Below are 23,915 nucleotides of genomic sequence, written 5' to 3'. Positions count from 1 at the left end.
CAAACTGTTGGGTTTATTAGACCAGCTAACTACACATCATTGAGGGCAACAATCCCAGGCAGTTCTTTTCCTTCTAAGAGTTCAAGACTTGCCCCGCCACCGGTGGAAATATGGCTCATTTTATCAGCAACTCCGACTTTTTCCACTGCTGCCACAGAGTCGCCACCACCGATAATTGTGGTTGCCCCATTATCAGTTAATTCTGCTAAACTCTGGGCAATGGCTTCGGTTCCTTTAGCAAAGGCTTCCATTTCAAACACACCCATAGGACCATTCCAGATAATTCCTTTACAGTCTGCTAGGGCTTCTTTGAATGCTTCCACACTTTTAGGGCCAATATCTAAACCGAGCCAACCGTTGGGGATGTTTTCCACAGTAACGGTTTGAGTATTAGCATTTTCTGAAAAGTCATCAGCAATGACAACATCAGTGGGGAATAAAATCTCTACGCCTTTTTCCTTGGCTTTAGCTTCTAGAGACTTCGCTAAATCGAGTTTATCTTTTTCCACTAGAGAATTACCGACACTCATGCCTCGGGCTTTAAAGAAGGTAAAAATCATGCCACCGCCGATGATGAGCTTATCGCATTTTTCAATTAAGGTTTCAATTACGCCAATTTTACTAGAAACCTTTGACCCACCAATAATGGCAGCAAAGGGGCGTTGAGGATTTTCAACGGCATTTTTAAGGTAATCGAGTTCTTTTTCAATGAGATAACCACCAACACAGGGGCTAAGATGTTTGGTTACCCCTTCGGTGGAAGCATGGGCGCGGTGGGCAGTACCAAAGGCATCATTAACGTAAACATCAGCATTGGCTGCTAATTTTTTACTAAATTCTGGGTCGTTGGCTTCTTCTTCCGAATAGAAGCGGAGGTTTTCTAAAAGCGCAACTTGACCATTTTGGAGCCCATCCACTTGTTGTTTAACCGAGTCACCGATGCAATCATCACATTTAACCACTTCTTGTTCCAGAAGTTGGGATAAGCGTTCAGCAACAGGGGTGAGACGGAGTTTTTCTTTAACTTCTCCTTTTGGACGACCCATGTGACTGCAGAGAATCACTTTTGCGTTTTTGCTAATTAAGTCTTTGATAGTAGGAAGGGCTGCGCGAATGCGGTTATCATCGGTAATTTCGCCCTTATCATTCATCGGGACATTAAAATCGGCACGAACTAAGACGCGCTTCCCACTAACGTCGCTTTCGGTAAGGCTGGCAATGGTTTTTTTCGCCACGGTTATTTCCTCCTATAGGTATTTGTCTTTTAAAGAAATTTTCTTATTGCTTCCTTGCTGATTTTACCGTTAAGTGGGTTGGAAGTTGAAGTGTTTTCTCAGGAAGTTTGTCCTGTACTTAGATTAAAATCACATTGTGCTAGAGTAGCAGTTATTTAAGCTCAAAAAAATTTGAGGAGCGGAAGCGTATGCCTGTAGGGATGCCAGAATTTGTAGAAAACCCTTCTAGTCGCTGTCCAGTGGTTTTATTACTTGATACATCTGGCTCAATGTCGGGTCAGCACTAGGTTAAAAACTATGTCTAAGAAAAAAGGACCACCGCCCATTGTTTATATTGTAGGTGTTTTAGTTCTCGGTTTTGGTGGCTATCAGGTTTATCAGATGTTAACCGAATTAACAAATACTGGAGATGACTCCAATACCGCAATGTTTAGAGGAAACTTACAACGCACAGGAGAATATCCAGGGGGAGGGCCCACTGAACTTAACGAACTACTCTGGCAATTTCCCACTAATGCTTTGGTATTCTCATCGCCAACAGTATCAGAGGGAGTCGTTTATTTTGGTAGCCTTGATAATTACCTTTATGCGGTAGATGTGGAGACGGGACAAGAACTTTGGAATTTTCCAACTGGCTATCGGGTAGACTCATCGCCAGCAGTATCAGAGGGAGTGGTTTATTTTGGTAGCGGTGATAATCACCTTTATGCCGTAGATGCGGAGACCGGGCAAGAACTTTGGAATTTTCCAACTGGGTGGAAGATAGTCTCATCGCCAGCGGTGTCAGAGGGAGTGGTTTATTTTGGTAGCTCTGATAGTCACCTTTATGCGGTAGATGTAGAGACGGGACAAGAACTTTGGAATTTTCCAACTGAGAATACGGTAAACTCATCGCCAGCGGTGTCAGAGGGAGTGGTTTATTTTGGTAGCCTTGATGGTCACCTTTATGCCGTAGATATAGAGACTGAACAAGAACTTTGGAACTTTCAAACTGATGATTTTGTATTCTCATCCCCAGCAGTGTCAGAGGGAGTGGTTTATTTTGGGAGTTTTGATAATCACCTTTATGCGGTAGATGTGGAAACGGGACAAGAACTTTGGAACTTTCAAACTGGCGATCGGGTAGACTCATCGCCAGCAGTATCAGAGGGAGTGGTTTATTTTGGGAGCGGTGATAATCACCTTTATGCCGTAGATGTAGAGACGGGACAAGAACTTTGGAACTTTCCCACTGAGAGTGCGGTAATGTCATCGCCAGCAGTATCAGAGGGAGTGGTTTATTTTGGTAGTCGTGATAATTACCTTTATGCGGTAGATGTAGAAACGGGACAAGAACTTTGGAACTTTCAACATGATGGTCAGGTAACGTCATCGCCAGCAATATCAGAGGGAGTAGTTTATTTTGGTAGCGATGATGGTCGGTTACGAGCAGTGAGGTAAACAGCTTGAGCAATAATTAACAGGAGGCGGTCATGAAACAATGGCAATTTAGTTTAATGCGCGATCGCGTCTTAATTAATTTCGAAGTCCTGCGGGTGGCTGCGACAGCCTGAACAGCTATAACAGCCTGAACAGCTATAAATGAGGCAGACCTCATTTCAGCTCTATGGTGAGTTCGACCCTTGCGCTTCTTTGGTTTCTTTGCAGGTTAGGTAAAGCCCGGTATTTTCCAGAGGAAAGGGTTAACCCCTCTGCTTGGGAGGAAGGAGGGCGGAATTGTTCCAGTAACTGGTAAACCCCCTGAGAGTCTGTCTTAGATATCCAGAAACCGTTGCCTGTAGAGCTGGCTTGACTGATGGTTCCTGTTTTTCCGTGAGGAATTTCAAATTTTCCGCCATTGAGCTGGCCGCGGGAACCAATTCCACGTACTTGCTGTCCCGTTACTCTCATTGTGTCAGAAGCAACCGCTGTGCTGCTGACTAAAACTAGCGCGGTAATAGCCGAGAGACCCAAAGCTCTTTTTAGTCTGTTAAGAATGCGGTCACTGTAATGAGATTGTGTTACTTCAATTTTTGACATTTCTAATCTCCTTTGTAATTTTTTTACAGTAAATGTCATTAATGCGACATTGTGTTGCACCTCATAATTTCAATTTTAGCCTGATCAATAAATATTAGAGACTGTTCTTAAAGAAAATATAAAAAAGGCGCGATCGCGACTGCAATCATCACATTTAACTACTTCTTGTTCCAGAAGTTGGGATAAGCGTTCAGCAACAGGGGTGAGACGGAGTTTTTCTTTAACTTCTCCTTTTGGACGACCCATGTGACTGCAGAGAATCACTTTTGCGTTTTTACTAATTAAGTCTTTGATAGTAGGAAGGGCTGCCCGAATGCGGTTATCATCGGTAATTTCGCCCTTATCATTCATGGGGACATTAAAATCGGCACGAACTAAGACGCGCTTACCACCAATGTCGCTTTCAGTTAGGCTGGCAATGGTTTTTTTTCGCCACGGTTATTTCCTCCTATAGGTATTTGTCTTTTAAAGAAATTTTCTTATTGCTTCCTTGCTGATTTTACCGTTAAGTGGGTTGGGAGTTGAAGTGTTTTCTCAGGAAGTTTGTTCTGTACTTAGATGAAAATCACATTGTGCTAGAGTAGCAGTTAATTCAGCTCAAAAGGTTTGAGGAGTGGAAGCGTATGCCTGTAGGGATGCCAGAATTTGTAGAAAACCCTTCTAGTCGCTGTCCAGTGGTTTTATTACTTGATACATCTGGCTCAATGTCGGGTCAACCCATCGAACAATTAAACCGAGGATTATCAGCTTTTCTTGAAGATGTACAGAAAGATGAACAAGCCTCCTTAAGTGTTGAGTTAGCTTTGGTGAAATTTGGCGGTTCTCCACAACTGATCAATAATTTCCAAACCGTGGATGAATTGCAAGCTCCCTATCTCAGTGCAGAGGGCTTAACACCAATGGGAGAAGCCATTAACTATGCCTTAGACTTATTAGAAACTCGTAAAAGTAATTATAAAGAGAATGGGGTACAGTATTATCGCCCTTGGGTGTTCTTAATTACTGACGGTGCGCCCAATAATGACTCTCCTTGGCAAATGGCAGCTGATCGAGTCAAACAAGCCGAAACCGAAAAACGACTGCTTTTCTTTACGGTAGCCGTGGAAGGAGCAAACATGGAAATTCTTAAGCAAATTGCTCCCTCTAATCGTCCTCCAGTGTGGTTAAATGGTTTAGATTTTCGCTCTATGTTCCTGTGGCTTAGTGCCTCCATGAAACAAGTTTCTGGTCAAAAAGTGGGCGAAGCTGTGGAACTTCCGCCAGTTAGTGGTTGGGCCCAAATTGATACTTAATAGGGAACAATGAGTTGGACAGTTATCAATTATTCTGCCATTGGAACTAAGCACCAAGAGCAGGGTCTTCCTTGTCAAGATTATAGCAATTATCGCCATTATGATGATGTGGTGATTGGGGCAGTTGCGGATGGAGCAGGAAGTGCCAAACATTCCGATGTGGGGGCAAAATTAGCGGTAGAAACCACCCTTTCTTTTTTATCTGGAACGGAACAATTTCAAAAAGATCCTGGGTTTGCTCAATGGTCAAAAAAACCTAAAAAAGTTGATAAACCCCCACCAAATCAAGTAATACGGCAATTAGCAACCGATCTCTGCAAAAAGGTGCTAACGGCTTTGACTGAGGAAGCAGAAAACATGGACTGTCAGCCAGAGGACTTTAATTGTACGCTTTTAGTCGTTATTGCCACCTCAACTTGGTTTGCAGGGATACAAATTGGAGATGGGTTTATTGTTGTCCGTTCAGAGGATCAGAATCCAGAATTAGTATTCAAACCAGATAAAGGGGAATTTGCCAATGAAACCACTTTTGTTACTTCTGAGGATGTAGAATCTCAACTTCAGGTTAAAGTGCTTCCTCCTCAAAAATTTATTTGTGTTGCAAGTGATGGCTTAGAAGCAGTGGCAATTCGGTTTAGTGATTGGATGGCTTTTCCGCCGTTTTTTCAGCCACTTGAGGAGTGCTTAGAGGAAGAAACGAGCCAAGAAGAAAAAGAAGCCTATCTTCAGACATTTCTAGAGTCTGAGCGTCTAAATCAACGTACTGGCGATGACAAAACCGTATTATTATGTCTCAACACTTCCTAAGCCATTCTTGAAGCTAATGCCATGACTACCTTACTAACTAAGACAGGGGAAAGAATCCAGTTAGTAAAAGCTCTTGCTCAAGGGGGGGAGGGCGAAATTTGGAAGACAAGTAAAACGGGCTATCTTGCCAAAATTTATCAGCATCCCACACGGGAAAGGATTGAGAAATTACAGGTCATGCTGAACTATCCTCCTCGTGATCCCAATGCTAGTCGCAATCATATCTCTTTTGCTTGGCCCCTATCTCTGTTAGAAGATTCTCACCAAAAACCAGTGGGCTTTTTAATGCCAGCCATTGAAGGAGGGCGAGAATTATTACAAGTTTATAGTCCTCGTTTACGAAAGCAGAACAAATTGGAGGTAGATTGGCGGTTTCTTCATGTTACAGCCTTGAATGTAGCTTCGATTATTCAGGCTTTACATTACACCGGTTATGTTTTAGGAGATATCAAGCCTCAGAATATCTTAGTGAATAACCGCGCTTTACCCTCAATCATTGATACAGATTCGTTTCAGGTGCGCGATCCAGATACGGGAAAAATTCATCGTTGTCCAGTGGCTTCAGAAGATTATACACCAGTGGAATTAATCGGAAAGGACATTACTAAAGTACAGCAAGATGAAGTACAGGATCGATTTCGGTTAGCAGTGATTATTCATTGTTTGCTGTTTGGCAATACTCCATTTCATGGCAAATGGGTAGGACAAGGGGAACAACCTCAACCAACGGAGTTAGTGAAACAAGGATGGTGGCCCTATGCCGAGAATAGTTTAATTCAACCTAGCTATTTAACCATTCCCTTAGATGTGGTTCACCCTAGCTTAAAGTCTTGCTTTTTAAGAGCGTTTAATGAAGGACAGCAAAATCCCAGTTTGCGTCCCAGTGCAGGGGAATGGAAAAAGGTTCTGGAACAAGCAGTAGAGGAGTTAAAAGAGTGTCCTAAAAAAACGCTTCATGTGTTTAGTTCCCATGACCCATGGGGAGAGTGTTATTGGTGTCAGCGTAGTCAACAATTAGGGGTTGATATTTTTTATGGGAAAGATAAGTTAAACCAACAGCAGCCAGTTAATCAAGCAAAGGTTCAGCCTAAGACAATTCCAAATTCAACAACCACATCATCAAAAGCAAATTCAGTAACAACACCATCAAAGACAACAGCTCAAAATTCTAATCTTCCTGTTTCTAATAAAAAACAAAATAAAATAATTAGTATTTCTGCAATATCGGCATTATTTATTACGACTACTATAGCTATAGCACAATTAACAAATGAAGTCCTCTGGCAATTTCCTACTGATGCTGACGTATCCTCATCGCCAGCGGTGTCAGAGAGAGTGGTTTATTTTGATAACGATGATAATCACCTTTATGCCGTAGATGTGGAGACCGGACAAGAAATTTGGAACTTTCAAACTAGGACTGTGCTACCTGCATTGTCATCGCCAGCAGTAGCAGAGGGAGTAATTTATTTTGGTAGGCGTGACAATCGCCTTTATGCCGTAGATGTAGAAACGGGACAAGAGGTTTGGAACTTTCAAACTGATGATGATGTACGCTCATCCCCAGCCGTGTCAGAGGGAGTGGTTTATTTTGGTAGCGATGATAATCGCCTTTATGCCGTAGATGTAGAAACGGGACAAGAGGTTTGGAACTTTCAAACTGATGATGATGTACACTCATCCCCAGCCGTGTCAGAGGGAGTGGTTTATTTTGGGAGTTGGGATAATCACCTTTATGCGGTAGATGTAGAAACGGGACAAGAACTTTGGAACTTTCCAACTGAGGGTTCGGTAGGCTCATCGCCAGCAGTGTCAGAGGGAGTAGTTTATTTTGGTAGCGGTGATAATCACCTTTATGCGGTAGATGTGGAGACGGGAGAAGAAATTTGGAACTTTCCAACTGAGGGTTCGGTAGGCTCATCCCCAACCGTGTCAGAGGGAGTGGTTTATTTTGGGAGCTATAATTTTATTACCTATAATGGTCACCTTTATGCGGTAGATGTGGAGACGGGAGAAGAAATTTGGAACCTTCCAACTGACGGATTGGGACGCTCGTCGCCAGCAGTAGCAGAGGGAGTAATTTATTTTGGTAGCCGTGACAATCACCTTTATGCGGTAGATGTGGAGACGGGAGAAGAAATTTGGAACTTTCCAACTGAGGGTTGGGTACGCTCATCCCCAACCGTGTCAGAGGGAGTGGTTTATTTTGGGAGCAATGATAATCATCTTTATGCCGTAGATGTAGAAACAGAACAAGAACTTTGGAACTTTCAAACTGATGATAATGTACGCTCATCCCCAACCGTGTCAGAGTGAGTGGTTTATTTTGGTAGCAATGATGGTCGGTTACGGGCGGTGAGGTAAACAGCTTGAGCAATAATTAACAGGAGGCGGTCATGAAACAATGGCAATTTAGTTTAATGGGCGATCGCGTCTTAATTAATTCTGATGATACTAAAGCCTACTATAACGGGGCAGCACTTTAGTCAGTATCTTGTCGTCGTCTCAAGTTGACGCTCCCTAATCCGCTTCGCGCTCGATTAGGGATTCTTGCTTCTAACTACTAGAAACTACGTTTCCAGCAGACGACTCAACTTGCCCCAATTGCTCGGGAGCAACTGAAGTAGAGGTCGAATCTCCACAAGCGTTTACAAGGTCAAGCCTTGATGTTACCGTCCGCCCGACGGTACTTAATCCACTTCTCAGAATGTTGATTGCTGCATTCTCATCTCTATCCAAGTTAGCTCCACACGCACAAGCATGAGTTCTAGTTGATAGAGACTTCTTCACGATTCGACCGCAGTTAGAGCATTGTTGACTGGTGTATTGAGGGGGAACAGCAACTGCTACCTTCCCAAACTTTTGTGCGAAATACTCTAACCACACTCGAAATTGATACCAACCCACATCTGAGATTGATTTAGCTAGACAGTGATTTTTAGTCATGTTAGACACTTTTAAGTTTTCATAGGCGACTACATCGTTAGATGTGATTACGCAACGCGCCAGTCTCAAGGCGTGTTCTTTACGTTGCCGACTTATCCTTAAATGTGCTTTCCCTAACTTCTGTCTGGCTTTCTTCCGATTAGATGAGCCTTTCTGTTTTCGAGAGAGGCGACGTTGAAGCTGTTTTAACTTCTGTTCACCTTCCCGAAAAAAACGAGGATTAGGTTCTTTATGACCATCAGAATCTGTGTAGAAAGATTCTAGTCCTACATCTAACCCTATGGTTTTCTTAGTCGGTTCTAATTGTTCTTTGACTTCTGTATTGATGAGGAATTGGCAGTAATATCCATCAGCACGGCGAACTAAACGAACCCGTTTAATCTCATCAGGATGATAGAAGTGTAAGTCTCTAGTCCCAATTAACTTGACTCGACCAATTCCCTTTTGATCAGTGAAAGTGATATGTTTTCGGGTGTTTAAGTCCAGTTTCCATCCAGATGTTTTATATTCAACACTGCGGTTGTTTTTTTGGAACTGAGGATACCCTTTCTTTCCATTAATTCCTTTCTTACAGTTATCGTAGAACCGACTAATTGAAGACCAAGCTCGTTCAGCAGCAGACTGTCTTGCCATAGAATTTAGTTCTTTAGCCCAAGAAAACTCCTCTGCCAATTGTTTACAGAGTTTGTTCAGAGCGTATTTGTTAACGCCTTGATTATCCATCCAGTAACGAATGCACTTATTTCGTACGAATTGAGTCGTCCGAATTGCTTCGTCAATGGCTTGATATTGAGTTGTTTTGGCTTTGACCTTAAACTCTAAGACAAACATCTTATGCTGAACTTTGTGGTTAAGTTTATCCTAACACAAAATTATTGGTTTGTGTTGTAAGTTCGCTATCATCCTCGCCTCGCTTACGCGCTCTGGCGAGGTCTTCTCGCTCACCGATGATAAATTGCGCGATCGCGCTGAAAGTATTGCTCAATCCCATCATAGTTGAGAGATTCAATGAGAGTTAAAATTTAATAGAAACTCAACAAATTCAATCTGTTAATTCATCAGTATTAGACAATGAAAATTAATCTTAATAATGACCAACAAATTATAAAGGAAGCATTTCAAATCTTGAGTGAGAAATTAGAACCGTCCAAACTGAGTCGTTTTTGGACAATTTGTGATTTAGGGAGTGGAGATTATTCGCAACTGAAAGACAAACTTTTTGCTGAAGAAACTGTTGACAGTCTCTCTGATAAAATTAAAGCACAAGAAGCGAAAACAGAAAATTAAATGATGATTCGTTTATGATAAAAAGCAATTAATCAGTTAAAGCAGCTTCCTGAAACCGTTAGGTTAATGGGGATCTTGTCTTTGTTCAAGGATAAATTGCGCGATCGCGAGATCAACTCTTGTCGTTAGCTTCAGGTTCGTTTCTTCCCCTTCCACAATTTTCACAGGGAATTGGCATCGTTCTAGTAAAGCTGCATCATCAGTAACTTGCCAGCCTAACACTTGTCCCTGGCGATGACACCATTTTAAGAGTTCTACCTCAAAGCCTTGGGGGGTTTGGGCTGCCCACATTTGACTACGATCTGGTGTATCAGTAATATAACCCTTTTCATCAACCACTTTAATTGTATCTTTAACGGGAACGCCAGCAATCACCGCCCGATTCTTGTTAAGGGCTTCACTACAACGATCAAATAATTCTCGCGTCACTAAACATCGCGCCCCATCATGGATCAAAACGTAGCGTGCCTCCTCTGGTAAGGCTTGTAAGCCATTAAAAACCGATTCCTGTCGCGTGTTGCCCCCCTCAATGAAGTGAATGGGAGTGATTAAATTTAAGTCTTCTATAATCCCTTTAAAATCAGGAAAGTCAAAGGATTGTCCCACAATGCCAATCCATTTAATTTCTGTGGAAGCCTCTGCTTCGAGTAATGTCCAAGCAAGCAAGGGTTTACCCAATAAGGGTAATAATAACTTATTGCGATCACTGCCCATTCGTTGTCCCCGTCCAGCGGCAGGGATTAATAAATGCATTTTTACCGCTCCATTACCGTGTTACTTACTATACCATACACCCCTGATCACGAGTCCTCTTAAAAGCCACTTATGTTCTCACGCTCTGATCAGTTAAACTGATATAGATTGATGAGCTAATGAAATACCAGCATGACCTCCTCCCTGGATTTAGAAACGCAACTGGAACAGCTGAAAACTGAAGCACTAAGCGCGATCGCGCAGTCAGATAATTTAGAAACCCTCGAACAACTTCGCGTCCAGTATTTAGGCAAAAAGGGGCAACTCTCGCAAGTTTTACGGGGGATGGGAAAACTGTCAGCCGAAGAACGCCCTAAAATTGGTTCTTTAGCCAATGAGATTAAAGAAGCAATTACCAGTGCCATTGAAGAAACCCATGACAATTTACAGCGATCGCAGTTAGAAGCCCAACTGGCAGCAGAAACCCTTGATGTTACCATGCCTGGAGTGATGCGCCCTCTCGGACAAGTGCATCCCCTTAATGGCATGATTGATAAAATGCTTGATATTTTTGTCGGATTAGGGTACACAGTAGCCGAAGGATTTGAGGTAGAAACAGATTACTACAACTTTGAAGCCCTCAATACTCCCCAAGATCATCCTGCGCGGGATATGCAAGACACCTTTTATCTCCCAGATGGCACCTTGTTACGCACCCACACTTCCTCGGTGCAAATTCGCTACATGGAACAGCATGATCCCCCAGTGCGAGTAATTGCCCCAGGGCGAGTTTATCGACGGGATACAGTTGACGCAACCCACTCGGCAGTTTTTCATCAACTAGAACTTTTAGCTGTAGAAGAAGGATTAAAATTTAGCGATCTGCGAGGAACTATTAAAGAATTTCTCCGACAAATGTTTGGAGAGGATTTACAAGTACGTTTTCGCGCCAGTTATTTCCCCTTTACTGAACCCTCGGCAGAAGTTGATGTGCAGTGGCAAGGAAAATGGCTAGAAGTTCTAGGCTGTGGCATGGTTGATCCCAATGTTTTAAAAGCTGTGGGATATGATCCCGAACGCTACACTGGCTTTGCTGCTGGGTTAGGGGTAGAACGTTTTGCGATGGTATTACACCAAATTGATGATATCCGTCGGCTTTATAATAGTGATTTACGCTTTCTACGACAATTTATCTAGCGTTCTGAGAAGACTCCCATCATAATCTTTGATTTGATGGGTAGATGAATCAGAACATTTGTGTTACAATAGGAAATGGAACAAAAAATATTTCCCTAGGTGGGTGGAAGCAGGATCTCATCCGTAAGTCTCCTAGAACCTTCAAGCTATAGAATTAGCAAAAGAGGTGCGAAAAACCTCTATAAAAACGTTAGCACTTTAACGAGTGTACCAGTAAAAAAAACACCAAATTAGTTGAAAACTGTATCGTCGGGCGGACGAAAACAGGATAATCTACGCTTGTGGAGATTGCCCCACTGGGGCGGAAAGAGCGAGTCTCTGGATGCTTTAAGGGCGGTCGTCTGTTGAACAAGTTTCAGCAGTTAGAAGCAAGAATCTCCCATTATAATCTTTGATTTAATGGGAGAGCGTCAACTAGCAGTTGCAGAATTAGGTGGACAACTAATGCCCACCAACACTGTTAGCTAGCAAACCGAATTTTCAAATAATCCTCATCCATTTTTGCGCCTTGGGGTTGTAAGGCAGCTAAGGCTTGCGGTAACACTAAATTCCGCCGATGATTGCCAATGCGAATATTTAACTCATCTCCAGTTTTATTCAGTTGAATTTTATCCTTGGTCATGCCAGGAAGATACAACTCTAAACTGTAAGCCCCATCCTCTTGTTGCGTCACTTGGATCGTGTTTTCTTGATGATAAACTTGGGTTGGATCTTCGCCATTGTAGAGCGTTTCTTTCAGTAATTCTAATGCTTCTAAGCCACACATTTCCGAAGAAAATAAGGGAACTTCCTTCACAGGTAAAGGATGGAAATTTTCATGGATTTCGTGACGATAAAGCTGTTGACTATCCTTCCACTGCTTAAAGAAGGGATCATTCACTTCCTCGGGAATAATCCGATTTGCCACTACCATATCTGTGGCTACATTATACAAACTGAGATAAGCATGGGCGCGGGCTGATTCCTTAATCACCATTTTTTCAGGATTGGTTACCAGCCGTACAGAAGTTTTCTGATTATCAGTTAAAACCTTTTCCAACGCTTCAATTTGCTCATAAAATTCATAAGGAGCATCCATCACTTCTTCTGTAGGAAGAGAGAAACCAGCAATGGGGCGGAAAATCGGTTCAACAATGGGACGTAACGCTGCCGACATTCCCCGAAAAGGCTTATAAAAGCGACGCATATACCATCCCCCAACTTCAGGGATGCTTAACAGACGCAAGGCGGTTCCGGTGGGGGCAGAGTCAATGATTAAAACATCATACTCCCCTTCATCATAATGGCGTTTCATCCGCACTAAACCAAAAATCTCATCCATTCCAGGGAGAATGGCAAGTTCTTCGGCTTGTACCCCTTCTAAGCCTCTCGCTTGCAAAACTTCAGTAATATAGCGTTTTACTGCCCCCCAATTGGCTTCTAGTTCAATGAGAGCATCTAATTCCGCCCCATAAAGGTTTTCTCGTACTTTTTGGGGTTCGTGAGTCATTTCTTGGTCAAAACTATCCGCTAGAGAGTGGGCAGGATCAGTGCTCAGAACAAGGGTTTTATAGCCTAATTCAGCACATTGTAAGCCGGTGGCGGCTGCTACAGAGGTTTTACCGACGCCACCTTTACCAGTCATTAAAATTACACGCATTCCCAAGACTCCTTAATTTAAAGAAAGTTTACATTTTTCTATTGTTACCTAAAAGTCGCCGTAAAGCCTGTTTCTTTTAAGAAGAGGAGATAAGGCGAGTGAGTTGAAGGCTTCGATCGCCTGAGAACGAACAAACTTGATAAATCTCTGTTAGAATAAATTTATGCCAACGAGGTAGCGTAGTGTTTGTCCTTGAGTATAAGGTAAAAGCCAAACCGTCCCAATATCAAGCCATTGACGGTGCCATTCGCACTGTCCAATTTGTGCGTAACAAATGCGTGCGTTATTGGATGGATCATCAAGGGGTTAATAAATACGACTTAAGCAGACTGTGTAAGCAGTTGGCAGAAGAGTTTGACTTTGCTAAACGACTCAATTCTCAAGCCAGACAAGCATCCTCAGAACGGGCTTGGTCAGCTATTCATCGGTTTTATAAAAATTGTCAGAATGGTATTAAAGGGAAACAAGGTTATCCAAGATTCCAAAAGAATAACCGTTCTGTTGAATATAAAACCTCGGGATGGAAGCTCGACCCCAATACTAAAAAACACATTACGTTCACCGATAAAAACGGAATCGGACGATTAAAGTTAATTGGCAGTCGAGACATTTATTTCTATTCTCCTGATGACATTAAGCGAGTTCGGTTAGTTAGAAAAGCAGATGGTTATTATTGTCAGTTTTGTATCAACATTGACGTAACTGAAAACATAGAACCCTCTAATCAAAACATTGGTCTAGATGTAGGACTAGAATCTTTCTATACGGATTCCAATGGTCATAAAGAACCTAACCCCCGTTTTTTCCGTAAAGGAGAAAAGGAATTAAAACGATGTCAACGTCGCCTGTCTAAAAAAGAGAAAGGCTCGTCTAATCGCAGAAAAGCAAGACAACGATTAGCCAAGAAACACCTGAGAATAAGTAGGCAGCGCAGTGAACATGCCAAGAGACTGGCGCGTTGCGTAATCACATCTAACGATGTCGTCGCCTATGAAGACTTACAGGTTAGAAACTTGGTTAAAAATCATAATCTTGCTAAATCAATTTCAGATGTTGGTTGGTATCAATTTCGAGTCTGGTTGGAATACTTTGCTAGTAAGTTTGGGAAAGTAACGGTGGCAGTTCCGCCTCAGTACACCAGCCAAAAATGCTCTAATTGTGGTCGAATTGTGAAAAAGTCGTTATCAACACGAACGCATACTTGTGTTTGTGGGCATAGCTTAGACCGTGACCACAACGCGGCGATCAACATTCTGAGAGAGGGACTCCGTACGATCGGGCAGATCGGAACGGCTAGCCTAGAGCTAGAAAACGCTTGGGGAGATGGAACCGCTACTGTTGTTGGAGAAGTCCAATCGCAGCAAGTCCCGTCGCCTTGTGAACCTAGTTCATAAGTTAGAACCAAGAATCCCCTCGCCTTTAGGCAGGGGAGTGTCAAAGAGGGAAATGCTGTTTGATAACCTCCCAGCGGGAACAATGCCAATAATCAATGTGGGAAATAATTTTTTGATCTGAGTTCATCTTCAGTTCACTCCATCCTGGGATAGAGACACGAGGTTGCCAGGGAAGAGGAGTCGTCCAGTTTAGTGTCCATTCGGTGTGAATGGTGTCTTCGACTTGTTTAATATTGTGGAGTTCAAGATTAATATCTTTAAACCACTTGCGAATAAAATCAATGAGAGACTGGTAGCGTTTTAATCCTCGAAACTCAGTTAAGGGATCTTTAAAATAAACATCCTCAGCATAAATGTTGTAGCTTTGATTATTCGGAAACTGTTGGTAGTCGGCTTTAATAATTTCAATAAGATTCATAACGCTAGTCCTCTTGTATCACTCTTTGACTGAGAAAGTCAGTAATCATGTGCATCACAACCCAATTAACGTTGATACCAGGCAGTAACAGCGACAGCTAAAGCATCGGCAGCATCATCAGGTTGAGGAATCTCACTGAGATTTAATTCTTGTGTAATCGCAGCTTGAACTTCTTGCTTATCCGCTTTTCCATACCCCGTCAGTGTCTGTTTAATTTGTGGAGGGCTGAACTCAACATAAGATAAATTATTTTGCCCTAAAACCAATAATACAACCCCTCTAGCTTGGGCGATGGTAATAGTATTTCCCATACGATAAAAAAAGAGTTTTTCAATGGCAACTAAATCAGGTTTCAGTTCACTAATAATATTCTGCAAATCTTCATAAATGGTAGCTAATCGCTTTGCAACAGACTGTTTAGCAGGAGTTTCAATTACGCCAAAGTCTAATAGTATTAGTTCTTTACTATTTTGATAGTTTGTAAGTTTTTTGCTTCCAGTTACTATTGATTCTTTATTTTTTGAAGCCTGAATATATCCAAACCCTAAGGTAGCTAATCCAGGATCAAGTCCTAAAATGGTTAATGATGTCATTTAAATAATAATAAAATTCCATTCTTAGAAAAATTATATTTTTATAACATTATTTTATCATTATTTTGCCCTTGCTCAAGAATTATCACTTATTCAAATTATGTTTAATATGCTGCCTTTAAGTAAGTCATACTATAAAGACAATAATTTCGTGTTTTGACATTATGAATAATCTCCTAAAGCCTATTGCACGGATTAGATAATTTACTTCACACATAATTGATAAACACCATAATTTAGTAACAGTTTGTAAGGGGTTATTTTTTTATTTGATTGATGTTCCTCCTAATAAGCACAAATTACTTAAAAACAAAGTTCCGATTATAAATTTCCTCAGCATTTCCTCAGCATAATTTTGTCTTTCTTCTTCAGTCCAAAGGCGATCTTCCATAGTTATCCTTTGAATTTTACTCATGAAAGGATCTCGTTCATAGGTTTCAAAACATTACTTAATTTTCTCATCATTATCAATCTGATCCTGCTGCCATAACTCTGTTAAAGTTTTGACAATGGCTAAAGCATTTTCAAAGCCTTGATTAGTTCCTTGTGCAGTAAAAGGAGGCATTCCGTGAGCGGCATCTCCCGCTAAAACTATTCGTCTAGAACTCCAAATTATATTTTTTTCCACTGGTAGATCAACAGGATGAATATAGTAAGGACGAATAATTAATTCCTCAAAATTTGAGCAAGCCAATAATTCCGAAAAGGCAATAGGAAATCCAGAATTACTTAATTGTTTTTTGGAAATATCAATTACTTGTTCTAAGGAAGAGTTTACAATTAAATCAAAATCAATAGCAGCATGAAGATTTATTAGATCAGAGTGTGGGGTTGTTCCCCACTTAAGGGAAGGTGGTGAAGTAACACTGCCCTGATCAATGCCTCAATTGCAACATCTGATAAGTTGGGGTCATGCTTTCTTCATATAAAACTTCTCGTCCCCAACGTTGGACTTGCTTAACTAATAACTGTTCCGTTTTCTGGTCAAATAGCGGGGTTACTTGTTGAATGCGACAAGATTGTGCGCCGCCTCCAGCTTCCATCCGCATACAGCCTGTGGTTTCTGAACAAAGAACAGTACAGCAATCTGCCTCTAAATTAGTCGAACTAAGACGAATACTGATTAAATCTCCTGGAATGTCCCCAGCTTCCGTGGGAATACCAGCGAGTTCGGCAACAATTTCTTTTTGCTCATCATTTTGTAGCTTAACTCGCCGAATATCATAGTCTCCCCCTTCATACTCATAAGATATAGGATCCCATTTCAAGCGAGAGGCTAACCAACCGAGGAACATTAAAGCCTGGGCGGGGTTTCCTTGTTCATAGTCAATGGTTACTTGATCCACTTCTGTTAAAGCACTCCGTCTTTCTGGGGGATCAAAGGCTTCAGCGGTTAATTCTTGCCAGGCTGATAAGCGTCGCCAATTGAGGTCAGCAAATACTATGCCTTCTGACAGGAGTTGACCGACACATTCTAATTCTGCTTCTGTTTGTTCAAAGGTGCTGGAATCAATAATGACCGTATCACTATTATCAGCAAGACGTTGAAATAAATCAGATTTTGGTTGTGGTTTTGCTTTCCACCAGAGAAATCGGGGCAGATCACTGAGCATTAAAGCAGATACCATGCCCCCAATGCGTTCTAGTGCGTCAGGGGTTCCAGTGAGATGAATATACTCACAGCAGACTAAATTGTTACTACCTTGCTTTTGAATTGGGCAATATGCGGAAACTTGCGCTGATACCCCTTCATCTTCTTGGTCTGTTGGGTAAAGGGCAATAATACGACCGGGGTTGCTAGAAGCTAGGCTTTCCGCGATCGCGCTATCATCAGATTTTTCTTCTGACTCATAGATCACCATGGTAAAGCTAGTTGCCCGAGTCGCGATCGTTCCATGATCCGCAGCTTCGTTATTTTGCCAAATCTCATTTAATTCCGCTTCAATTTCCTCAATGGAAACATCTTTCGGATTTTGTAACGATAAGAGTGGTGGAGATTGTGTCATATTTTTACCTCACTATAACTATTTTATCCCATTTCTATAAACTAGTGCTAATATTACGATCCCCCCTTCGCCCCCCTTAGTAAAGGGGGGTTGGGGGGATCTACTGTAACCATCATTATCAAAATTGGTATTACAAACATTAGTCCTTATAATCGTCGCCAATTCCGACCATCCCGATTAATCAGGGCTTCTGCTTCTAAAGGTTGCCAAGTTCCAGCCTCATACTGAGGAACTAAAGTGGGATCGCTGGCTTCATCCCAAACTGATAAAACAGGGCTTAAAACGCGCCAAGCCTCTTCTACCTCATCAGAACGAGTAAATAAGGTTTGATCCCCTAACATACAGTCAAGGAGAAGCCGGTTATAAGCATCCGCCGTTGCCATGCCAAAGGATGATCCATAACTAAAGTCCATATCTACCGATCGCGTTCTTAATTCTGGTCCAGGCATTTTTGCCTCAAACCGTAGTGAGATCCCCTCATTGGGCTGAATCCGCATGGTTAAAACATTGGGGTTAGTTTGTTGCGCTGCGGATTGGAAAATAAGGAGGGGAACTTCTCGAAACTGAATCGCAACTTCAGTGACTTTCTTCGGTAAGCGTTTTCCTGTGCGAAGATAGAAGGGGACTCCTTTCCAACGCCAGTTATCACAATACAGTTTTAACGCAGCAAAAGTGGGAGTCGTGGAATTCGGATCAACGCCATTTTCTTCCCGATACCCTGGCACTGGTTTTCCTTTCATCCAGCCCTTACTATACTGTCCGCGAATGGCACAATTATCCAGATTATTGGGATCAGCCAGATAAAAAGACTGTAACGCCTTAGTTTTTTCCGTGCGAATACTATCGGCATCCAAGGAGTTCGGGGGTTCCATCGCCGTTAAAGAAACCAACTGCATTAAGTGGTTTTGCACCATATCGCGCAATGCCCCAGAGGTTTCATAATACCCTGCGCGATCTTCCACCCCGACTGTTTCGGCAACCGTAATTTGGACATGATCAACAAATTGCCGATTCCACAAGGGTTCAAAAATGGCATTGGCAAACCGAAACACTAATAAGTTTTGTACCGTTTCTTTCCCTAAATAGTGGTCAATGCGATAAACTTGGTTTTCATAGCAAACATTTTGCACGGTGCGATTCAGGGAACGAGCAGAAGCAAGGTCTTTGCCAAAAGGCTTCTCAATCACTAAGCGTTGTTTGTTGGGGTCTTGTAACATTCCCGCTTTCCCCAACTGCTGAATTGCCTCAGGAAAGAATTTAGGAGAAACCGCTAAATAAAAAACCCGATTCCCTCTTGTGCCGCGTTTACCATCTAATTCGGAGAGGAAGGCTTTTAATTTCTCATAACTTTCCGCCTCATCCATGTTACCAGAACAGTAGTAGAGTCCCTCAGCAAAGTCTTTCCAAAGTTCCTCATTACCAATGCCAGTGGAATAATTCTCAACCCCCTCTCGCATTTGTTCGCGGAAATAGTCATGACTCCAGTCTCGTCTGGCGACACCAACAATGGTTAACTCCCCTGGTAGTCGATGTTCCCGTTTCAGTTGATAAAGGGCAGGAACTAATTTCCGTTGGGTTAAGTCTCCCGATGCCCCAAAAATAATAATAATAGAGGGTTCAGGGGTTCGTTCTTGTTGTAAGCCAATACGAAGCGGATTTTCTTTAGTTGCTACCATACCTCGGTGATTAATTAGGAGTTTAAAATAAGATAATTTTTGCCCCCAAAATTTTCAATCAGGGGGCGAGGGATCAAGTTTATACGGATGCCAGTTGCTTAACTTTGTTTTCTAGAGAAGAAATGAGGGATTCATAGGGTTTAATAAATTTGTCAATTCCTTCATCTAGTAACTCTGCCATCACTTGATCTAAGTCAATGTTGACATCAGGGTCTTTTAAGGTTTCCATGAGTTTGTAGGACTCCTCAATGTCCATTTCAATGCGATCAGCAGGGCTACAGTGATCGGCACAAGCCTCGATGGTATCGGGTGGCATGGTATTTACAGTGTTACGCCCGACTAATTCATCTACATACATAACGTCGCTATAGTCGGGGTTTTTACTGCCAGTGCTTGCCCAAAGTAGCCGTTGCAGGTGCGCGCCTTTTTGTTCTAATTTTTTCCAGCGATCGCTGCTAAAGATTTTCTTGAACTCTTGATAAGCAATTTTCGCGTTAGCAATGGCAACTTGCCCTTTAATGGCTTTTAGTTTTTCTTGTTTCGCGGCATCTGTTTCTTGCTTGAGTTTTTCATCAATCATTTTGTCAATTTTGACATCAATCCGACTGAGGAAGAAACTAGCGACAGAGGCAATTTGACTAATATCGTTGCCATCTTCCACTCGTTTTTCTAAGCCGCGAATATATGCCCAAGCAGTGTCCACATAGCTTTGTACCGAGAACAGCAGGGTAATATTAACATTAATACCATCGCGAATCGCCGCTTCTACTGCAGGTAAGCCTTCGGGAGTGCCAGGAATTTTAATCATGACATTGTCCCGACCAATTTCTTTAAAGTAACGACGGGCTTCACTGAGAGTGCTTTCCGTATCCTGCGCGATCGTGGGAGGAACTTCGATGCTGACATAGCCATCAAGTCCATTGGTTTCATCATAAATCGGACGTAGGGTATCACAGGCTTCTCGAATGTCCTCAAAAACGAGGAATTCATAAATAGCTTGGACAGATTTCCCTTCTTTGATCCCAGCTTCAATATCTGCGTCGTAAATTTGATTACCCGCGATCGCCTTTTCAAAAATGGTGGGGTTAGAAGTAATCCCATGAACGCCGCGACTTTCAGTTAACTCTTTCAGTTCCCCAGAGCGAATAATATCACGGCTGAGATTATCCATCCAGACGCTTTGCCCATACTCTTTTTCAATTTGTAAGATTGGATTTTGATCAGCTACAGTCATTGTTAATATCTCCTTGATGAATGCTTCAATGTAACGATACTTTTTCTATTAATAGAAAGACTCTACTAACTCCACATTTTTAGGACTACCGATAACTAGGGGAGAACGAGCATGGAGTTTTTCAGGGACTACATCCATTAGCCTTTCTCTACCAGTACTAGCTTTACCACCGGCTTGTTCAATTAAGAATGCTAAGGGGACAGTCTCATATAACAAGCGTAACTTTCCTTCTGGTTTATTGACGGTTCCAGGATAGAGAAAAACACCTCCCTGTTGAATAATGCGATGAAAATCTGCTACTAAAGCTCCTCCATAACGTGCGCTATAGCCTTCTTGACGATGAACATAACGGACATACTCACGGATCGGTTCTTCCCATTGCCAGAAGTTTCCTTCGTTAAGGCTATACACTGAACCTGACTCAGGGATTTGCATATTTTCCTCAGCGAGGATAAATTCTCCTAAACTCGGGTCAAGGGTGAAGGAGTGAACACCATTGCCAAGGGTAAAAACTAACATGGTACTCGCCCCATATAGGATATAACCGGCGGCAATTTGTTTATGTCCGTTTTGTAACAAATCGGTAGCTGTTTGATCGACATCGTCCCCTTCTTGCTGGCGAATGGAAAAAATCGACCCCACACTAAGATTTGTATCAATATTAGAAGACCCATCAATGGGATCTAACAAGAGGGTATAACGACCAATGGGGCAATTTTCGGGGATATAGTAGGGTTTGTCCATTTCTTCTGAAGCCAGGCGACAAACTAACCCACTTTGCTTAAAGACGGAGATAAAAACGTCATTGGCGTAAACATCCATTTTTTTAACAGATTCGCCTTGAACATTTGTTTCTCCAGTAAACCCTAAAACGTCTTCCACAATACCAGCACGACTGAGGCGACGAGAAATGAGCTTACCAGCTAGGGCAATACGATTCATTAACGCACTTAAATCTTGTGCTTCTGCAGAAAAGCTATGCAGTTCTTGTAAGACATAACGGGATAGCGTGGTGCAATCTCGGTCTAAACTGGGAGATTGCGCTGTATTAACCATGGTTTTCTCCTTAATTACCGTTCGACGCAGTTATGGAGGACTGGTAGGGAATTTCCTATCTATAATCATAAGGAGAAATTTTGCCACAGCCTTCTAACTTTAGACCAAATTTAGGTTTGCTAGTTAAGCCACTGACAATTTTTTGATTTCCCACAGGTTCTAATTTTACCTTTGGGCGCTGGAAAGGACGCGATCTCCAAGATGATGTGACCGCTTCTAAGACTCTAGCTTATGCTAGAATTACTCAAACTTAGGTGCTGGATTTTCGAGTTGTGAGCAGCGATCGCGCGATTAAAATTTTCCTCATTGATGGGGATATTGTCTTTTTAGAGGGGCTGAGACAAGTTCTCAAGTCTCAAAATGACATGACAATTATTGCCCAAGCCGAAAACTTGCAAAAAGCTCGAGAGCAGCTATCTAGTTTAGAGGCTCTCCCCAATATTTTAATTTTAGATATTCACCTGACAGATGAAGAAACCATCACCCCTAGCATGGAATTTTGCCAAGAAATCAAGCAAGCCTATCCTAATTTGCCGTTATTTCTTTTGACGACTGTGACAGATGGGAAAATTCTAGGCAGTTTTCGTCGCTTAGGAATTGAAGGATATGCCCGTAAACGGACTGCTGTGGAGGAATTAACTAATGCCTTGCGCCAAGTTGCTAGGGGGGAACTCTATTGGCAACAAGGAATCATCAGTGAATCTTATTCGCTACAACTTTCTCCTCCTGATTCACCGCAACCTGTTACCCCTCCTCGTTGGTTAACTCGACAACGAGAAACAGGATTAAGTGAAATTGAAAAGAATTTGGCACAAGTTGAAGCAAACTTAAATAAAGAAGACCTTTCGAGCTTTGATTGGCTGTTTTGGCAAGGATTACGCCGAGAATTGCGAGTGGCACAGTGGATTGTGAAACAATTACTTCCTGTAGAAGTTGTGGTTGTTAATGAGGAGAAAACTGAACAAGAAGAAGATAAGCCTCCTCAGTCTGAAATTACTCCCCCTCAACTGACAGCTTTCCCCACATCTGTTAGTGAAACTCTCTTTCAGACAACATTAGGCAAAATTCAGCTTGGGTTAGTGAATCAAACTGACTACACCTTAGAAATTGATCTTCTCAATGCAGAAAAAAAACGGGAACTTTTATATTTAGTCGTTCAACAATTCCAAGAACTGCTACAACAATTAAAATTTATTCAGTTACCCCTTGAAAATTTATCAGAAAGACGATCGCGCTTACTAAGAGAAGTATGGCAAAACTGTTTAAGTAAATGGATCAGTAACTATGTTCCAGAAACAGCGATTTTTGAAGTTGCCCCTTCCATTAGCGATTTTATTCTCCAAGAAGTTCCATTTGTCGAAGAAACTAACCTCAATAAAATTCCGCAAGTTCCTGCGTTATTCGCTTATTTGTTATATCAACAGCCTTTAGAAATCGATCAAGTCTCCTATCGCCCAGAATCTCCAGAAGCCCAAAGTCGCGCTGAAGTTCTGTTTCATCATTTAGTTTTACAAATTGCCAATGGGGTGATGCAAGTAATTCTAAATCAGTTTGGAGAACAAGAAACTATAAAAACCACTCTCTATCAAGAAAAATACCGTTCTTCTCGTGCCATTGCCCGCTTTCGTAATGAGTTATCTTGGCAATATCGTCGCTTCTATTATGTGGAAGAACCCAAAGCCATTTTTGAAAGCCGTCATGACTTACTAGTTTTACGTGGTAATCGTATTCAAAGCATCTCCGTTTACGCCCCACGTCAAGCAGAATTAGAGGAGTTACAAGGGCTTCGTTGGAGTGTTACCATTAGTTTAGAATTGAGAGACGCGATCGCGCCACGTATTCGGTCGGTCTTCAGTATTGTAGGACAAGCAGCGGTTTATGTTCTCACCCAAGTGATTGGCCGTGGTATTGGCTTAATTGGACGCGGTATCCTACAAGGAATTGGTAAAAGTGTCGAAGATCAGCGCAATCAGCGTTAGGCTAAGGTTTCTGGACAATATCCTAATCCTTCAGTAAACTGTTCTCGGAAGGCTTCAATTTCTTGGTAATTGGGTTTCCCATGAGAGACGATCGCGAGCTTATAACGACGCATTACCTCAACAATGGGTTGCCCCACCTCTAAGCTCCATAATGCCATTTGTAGAGGAACTTCAGGCTCGTAAGGGATGCCAATTTCATCAAGATAGGCAAGAAAATTGCGATGTTCTTCTGTGGTTAATTCTTCAGTAAACTTGATTTTGAGAAGCCACCCATCAATACGGTGAATGACGGTAACAACTGATGTGGGCAAATTATAATCCCGACGCAGATGATCAATCAGTCTCAAGGTTAAGCTGGCATTGGCGAAAAAATAAATATATTGCATAGTTTGGAAAACCTCCATAGCGCGATCCCATTTGTTTGCGCTATCTTTAGTGTCCCAG

23 protein-coding genes and 1 pseudogene are annotated in these 23,915 nt (G+C 42.0%); 8 read left to right on the top strand and 16 right to left on the bottom strand.

All coding sequences use genetic code 11. The annotated features are described in order from the left end of the window. Nucleotides 1-29: 29 nt before the first annotated feature. Entirely contained in the window at nt 30-1,235 is a 1,206-nt protein-coding gene (locus tag FRE64_RS13550) for a phosphoglycerate kinase (protein ID WP_146296715.1), read from the bottom strand. 297 nt (nt 1,236-1,532) lie between these two features. Between FRE64_RS13550 and FRE64_RS13545 the strand changes: the two genes are divergently transcribed. Then, the gene (locus FRE64_RS13545) at nt 1,533-2,675 is read left to right on the top strand and encodes an outer membrane protein assembly factor BamB family protein (protein ID WP_146296714.1); all 1,143 of its coding nucleotides are present in this window, start codon (nt 1,533-1,535) and stop codon (nt 2,673-2,675) included. 153 nt (nt 2,676-2,828) lie between these two features. On the opposite strand, the gene FRE64_RS13540 is transcribed toward FRE64_RS13545, so the two are convergent. Both FRE64_RS13540 and pgk read right to left on the bottom strand, forming a co-directional pair. Beyond that, the gene (locus FRE64_RS13540) at nt 2,829-3,254 is read right to left on the bottom strand and encodes a hypothetical protein (protein WP_186708842.1); all 426 of its coding nucleotides are present in this window, start codon (nt 3,252-3,254) and stop codon (nt 2,829-2,831) included. A gap of 144 nt (nt 3,255-3,398) precedes the next feature. After that, nucleotides 3,399-3,674, bottom strand: a pseudogene (gene pgk, locus FRE64_RS13535) (phosphoglycerate kinase); the annotation flags it as partial. A gap of 203 nt (nt 3,675-3,877) precedes the next feature. Between pgk and FRE64_RS13530 the strand changes: the two are divergent. Genes FRE64_RS13530 through FRE64_RS17570 form a run of 3 tightly spaced genes read left to right on the top strand, consistent with a single transcriptional unit; the run spans nt 3,878 to nt 7,669 of the window. Next, nucleotides 3,878-4,546, top strand: a complete 669-nt coding sequence (locus tag FRE64_RS13530) for a vWA domain-containing protein (RefSeq protein ID WP_146296712.1) — start codon at nt 3,878-3,880, stop codon at nt 4,544-4,546. Nucleotides 4,547-4,555: 9 nt separating this feature from the next. Beyond that, a complete protein-coding gene (locus FRE64_RS13525; protein ID WP_146296711.1) occupies nt 4,556-5,353 on the top strand; it encodes a PP2C family serine/threonine-protein phosphatase in 798 nt (265 codons plus the stop codon). A gap of 21 nt (nt 5,354-5,374) precedes the next feature. Beyond that, nucleotides 5,375-7,669: an outer membrane protein assembly factor BamB family protein gene (locus FRE64_RS17570; protein ID WP_186708839.1), complete on the top strand. Its 2,295-nt coding sequence runs from the start codon at nt 5,375-5,377 to the stop codon at nt 7,667-7,669. Between the two features lie 240 nt (nt 7,670-7,909). Here FRE64_RS17570 and FRE64_RS13510 read toward each other — a convergent pair whose 3' ends face one another. Continuing rightward, on the bottom strand, nt 7,910-9,130 hold the full coding sequence (locus FRE64_RS13510) for an RNA-guided endonuclease InsQ/TnpB family protein (protein WP_146296710.1): 1,221 nt from the start codon (nt 9,128-9,130) through the stop codon (nt 7,910-7,912). Nucleotides 9,131-9,155: 25 nt separating this feature from the next. After that, nucleotides 9,156-9,293: a hypothetical protein gene (locus tag FRE64_RS17565; RefSeq protein WP_186708836.1), complete on the bottom strand. Its 138-nt coding sequence runs from the start codon at nt 9,291-9,293 to the stop codon at nt 9,156-9,158. A 77-nt stretch (nt 9,294-9,370) separates the two neighbouring features. On the opposite strand from FRE64_RS17565, the gene FRE64_RS13505 reads away from it, so the two are divergent. Beyond that, nucleotides 9,371-9,586, top strand: coding sequence for a hypothetical protein (locus FRE64_RS13505; RefSeq protein ID WP_146296709.1), 216 nt, complete (start codon nt 9,371-9,373; stop codon nt 9,584-9,586). A gap of 63 nt (nt 9,587-9,649) precedes the next feature. Here FRE64_RS13505 and ispD read toward each other — a convergent pair whose 3' ends face one another. Beyond that, entirely contained in the window at nt 9,650-10,339 is a 690-nt protein-coding gene (ispD, locus tag FRE64_RS13500) for a 2-C-methyl-D-erythritol 4-phosphate cytidylyltransferase (RefSeq protein WP_146296708.1), read from the bottom strand. 132 nt (nt 10,340-10,471) lie between these two features. Here ispD and pheS point away from each other — a divergent pair, with 132 nt between their 5' ends. After that, entirely contained in the window at nt 10,472-11,476 is a 1,005-nt protein-coding gene (gene pheS, locus FRE64_RS13495) for a phenylalanine--tRNA ligase subunit alpha (RefSeq protein WP_146296707.1), read from the top strand. 460 nt (nt 11,477-11,936) lie between these two features. On the opposite strand, the gene FRE64_RS13490 is transcribed toward pheS, so the two are convergent. Next, complete coding sequence (locus tag FRE64_RS13490; RefSeq protein WP_146296706.1) at nt 11,937-13,115, bottom strand: TRC40/GET3/ArsA family transport-energizing ATPase; 1,179 nt, start codon at nt 13,113-13,115, stop codon at nt 11,937-11,939. Nucleotides 13,116-13,297: 182 nt separating this feature from the next. Between FRE64_RS13490 and FRE64_RS13485 the strand changes: the two genes are divergently transcribed. Further along, entirely contained in the window at nt 13,298-14,509 is a 1,212-nt protein-coding gene (locus FRE64_RS13485; protein ID WP_146296705.1) for an RNA-guided endonuclease InsQ/TnpB family protein, read from the top strand. Nucleotides 14,510-14,549: 40 nt separating this feature from the next. Here the strand turns inward: FRE64_RS13485 and FRE64_RS13480 are convergent, their stop codons facing one another. From FRE64_RS13480 to fbp, 8 genes are all read right to left on the bottom strand, one after another. Further along, the gene (locus tag FRE64_RS13480; RefSeq protein WP_146296704.1) at nt 14,550-14,927 is read right to left on the bottom strand and encodes a DUF2358 domain-containing protein; all 378 of its coding nucleotides are present in this window, start codon (nt 14,925-14,927) and stop codon (nt 14,550-14,552) included. 65 nt (nt 14,928-14,992) lie between these two features. Beyond that, the gene (ruvC, locus tag FRE64_RS13475; RefSeq protein WP_146296703.1) at nt 14,993-15,520 is read right to left on the bottom strand and encodes a crossover junction endodeoxyribonuclease RuvC; all 528 of its coding nucleotides are present in this window, start codon (nt 15,518-15,520) and stop codon (nt 14,993-14,995) included. A 265-nt stretch (nt 15,521-15,785) separates the two neighbouring features. Continuing rightward, complete coding sequence (locus FRE64_RS18130) at nt 15,786-15,911, bottom strand: hypothetical protein (RefSeq protein WP_281286878.1); 126 nt, start codon at nt 15,909-15,911, stop codon at nt 15,786-15,788. Nucleotides 15,912-15,965: 54 nt separating this feature from the next. Further along, nucleotides 15,966-16,214: an FAD-dependent oxidoreductase gene (locus FRE64_RS17560; protein WP_186708833.1), complete on the bottom strand. Its 249-nt coding sequence runs from the start codon at nt 16,212-16,214 to the stop codon at nt 15,966-15,968. Nucleotides 16,215-16,395: 181 nt separating this feature from the next. Then, nucleotides 16,396-17,526 (bottom strand): glucose-6-phosphate dehydrogenase assembly protein OpcA, encoded by a 1,131-nt coding sequence (opcA, locus tag FRE64_RS13465; RefSeq protein ID WP_146296701.1) that lies wholly within the window; start codon nt 17,524-17,526, stop codon nt 16,396-16,398. A gap of 146 nt (nt 17,527-17,672) precedes the next feature. Further along, nucleotides 17,673-19,202: a glucose-6-phosphate dehydrogenase gene (gene zwf / locus FRE64_RS13460; protein WP_146296700.1), complete on the bottom strand. Its 1,530-nt coding sequence runs from the start codon at nt 19,200-19,202 to the stop codon at nt 17,673-17,675. Between the two features lie 79 nt (nt 19,203-19,281). Then, nucleotides 19,282-20,436: a transaldolase gene (gene tal / locus FRE64_RS13455; RefSeq protein ID WP_146296699.1), complete on the bottom strand. Its 1,155-nt coding sequence runs from the start codon at nt 20,434-20,436 to the stop codon at nt 19,282-19,284. A 48-nt stretch (nt 20,437-20,484) separates the two neighbouring features. Beyond that, the gene (gene fbp / locus FRE64_RS13450) at nt 20,485-21,492 is read right to left on the bottom strand and encodes a class 1 fructose-bisphosphatase (protein ID WP_146296698.1); all 1,008 of its coding nucleotides are present in this window, start codon (nt 21,490-21,492) and stop codon (nt 20,485-20,487) included. A 254-nt stretch (nt 21,493-21,746) separates the two neighbouring features. Between fbp and FRE64_RS13445 the strand changes: the two genes are divergently transcribed. After that, nucleotides 21,747-23,471, top strand: coding sequence for a DUF3685 domain-containing protein (locus FRE64_RS13445; protein WP_246140323.1), 1,725 nt, complete (start codon nt 21,747-21,749; stop codon nt 23,469-23,471). Here the strand turns inward: FRE64_RS13445 and FRE64_RS13440 are convergent. Continuing rightward, nucleotides 23,468-23,857, bottom strand: a complete 390-nt coding sequence (locus tag FRE64_RS13440; RefSeq protein ID WP_146297368.1) for a hypothetical protein — start codon at nt 23,855-23,857, stop codon at nt 23,468-23,470. The two genes, FRE64_RS13445 and FRE64_RS13440, sit on opposite strands and share 4 nt — an antisense overlap. Nucleotides 23,858-23,915: the final 58 nt, after the last annotated feature.

The organism is Euhalothece natronophila Z-M001 (genome assembly GCF_007904085.1).
Classification (GTDB): Bacteria; Cyanobacteriota; Cyanobacteriia; order Cyanobacteriales; family Rubidibacteraceae; genus Halothece; species Halothece natronophila.
This window is presented reverse-complemented; position numbering and strand designations above follow the sequence as displayed.

What these genes read in the sequence shown, in the direction of transcription:
- FRE64_RS13440 (WP_146297368.1), bottom strand. Translation starts at nt 23,857, where the DNA reads ATGCAATATATTTATTTTTTCGCCAATGCCAGCTTAACCTTGAGACTG.
- FRE64_RS13545 (WP_146296714.1), top strand. Translation starts at nt 1,533, where the DNA reads ATGTCTAAGAAAAAAGGACCACCGCCCATTGTTTATATTGTAGGTGTT.
- fbp (WP_146296698.1), bottom strand. Translation starts at nt 21,492, where the DNA reads ATGGTTAATACAGCGCAATCTCCCAGTTTAGACCGAGATTGCACCACG.
- FRE64_RS13505 (WP_146296709.1), top strand. Translation starts at nt 9,371, where the DNA reads ATGAAAATTAATCTTAATAATGACCAACAAATTATAAAGGAAGCATTT.
- FRE64_RS13530 (WP_146296712.1), top strand. Translation starts at nt 3,878, where the DNA reads ATGCCTGTAGGGATGCCAGAATTTGTAGAAAACCCTTCTAGTCGCTGT.
- tal (WP_146296699.1), bottom strand. Translation starts at nt 20,436, where the DNA reads ATGACTGTAGCTGATCAAAATCCAATCTTACAAATTGAAAAAGAGTAT.
- opcA (WP_146296701.1), bottom strand. Translation starts at nt 17,526, where the DNA reads ATGACACAATCTCCACCACTCTTATCGTTACAAAATCCGAAAGATGTT.
- FRE64_RS13480 (WP_146296704.1), bottom strand. Translation starts at nt 14,927, where the DNA reads ATGAATCTTATTGAAATTATTAAAGCCGACTACCAACAGTTTCCGAAT.
- pheS (WP_146296707.1), top strand. Translation starts at nt 10,472, where the DNA reads ATGACCTCCTCCCTGGATTTAGAAACGCAACTGGAACAGCTGAAAACT.
- ispD (WP_146296708.1), bottom strand. Translation starts at nt 10,339, where the DNA reads ATGCATTTATTAATCCCTGCCGCTGGACGGGGACAACGAATGGGCAGT.
- FRE64_RS17565 (WP_186708836.1), bottom strand. Translation starts at nt 9,293, where the DNA reads ATGATGGGATTGAGCAATACTTTCAGCGCGATCGCGCAATTTATCATC.
- FRE64_RS13525 (WP_146296711.1), top strand. Translation starts at nt 4,556, where the DNA reads ATGAGTTGGACAGTTATCAATTATTCTGCCATTGGAACTAAGCACCAA.
- FRE64_RS13490 (WP_146296706.1), bottom strand. Translation starts at nt 13,115, where the DNA reads ATGCGTGTAATTTTAATGACTGGTAAAGGTGGCGTCGGTAAAACCTCT.
- FRE64_RS18130 (WP_281286878.1), bottom strand. Translation starts at nt 15,911, where the DNA reads ATGGAAGATCGCCTTTGGACTGAAGAAGAAAGACAAAATTATGCTGAG.
- zwf (WP_146296700.1), bottom strand. Translation starts at nt 19,202, where the DNA reads ATGGTAGCAACTAAAGAAAATCCGCTTCGTATTGGCTTACAACAAGAA.
- FRE64_RS13510 (WP_146296710.1), bottom strand. Translation starts at nt 9,130, where the DNA reads ATGTTTGTCTTAGAGTTTAAGGTCAAAGCCAAAACAACTCAATATCAA.
- FRE64_RS13540 (WP_186708842.1), bottom strand. Translation starts at nt 3,254, where the DNA reads ATGTCAAAAATTGAAGTAACACAATCTCATTACAGTGACCGCATTCTT.
- FRE64_RS17570 (WP_186708839.1), top strand. Translation starts at nt 5,375, where the DNA reads ATGACTACCTTACTAACTAAGACAGGGGAAAGAATCCAGTTAGTAAAA.
- ruvC (WP_146296703.1), bottom strand. Translation starts at nt 15,520, where the DNA reads ATGACATCATTAACCATTTTAGGACTTGATCCTGGATTAGCTACCTTA.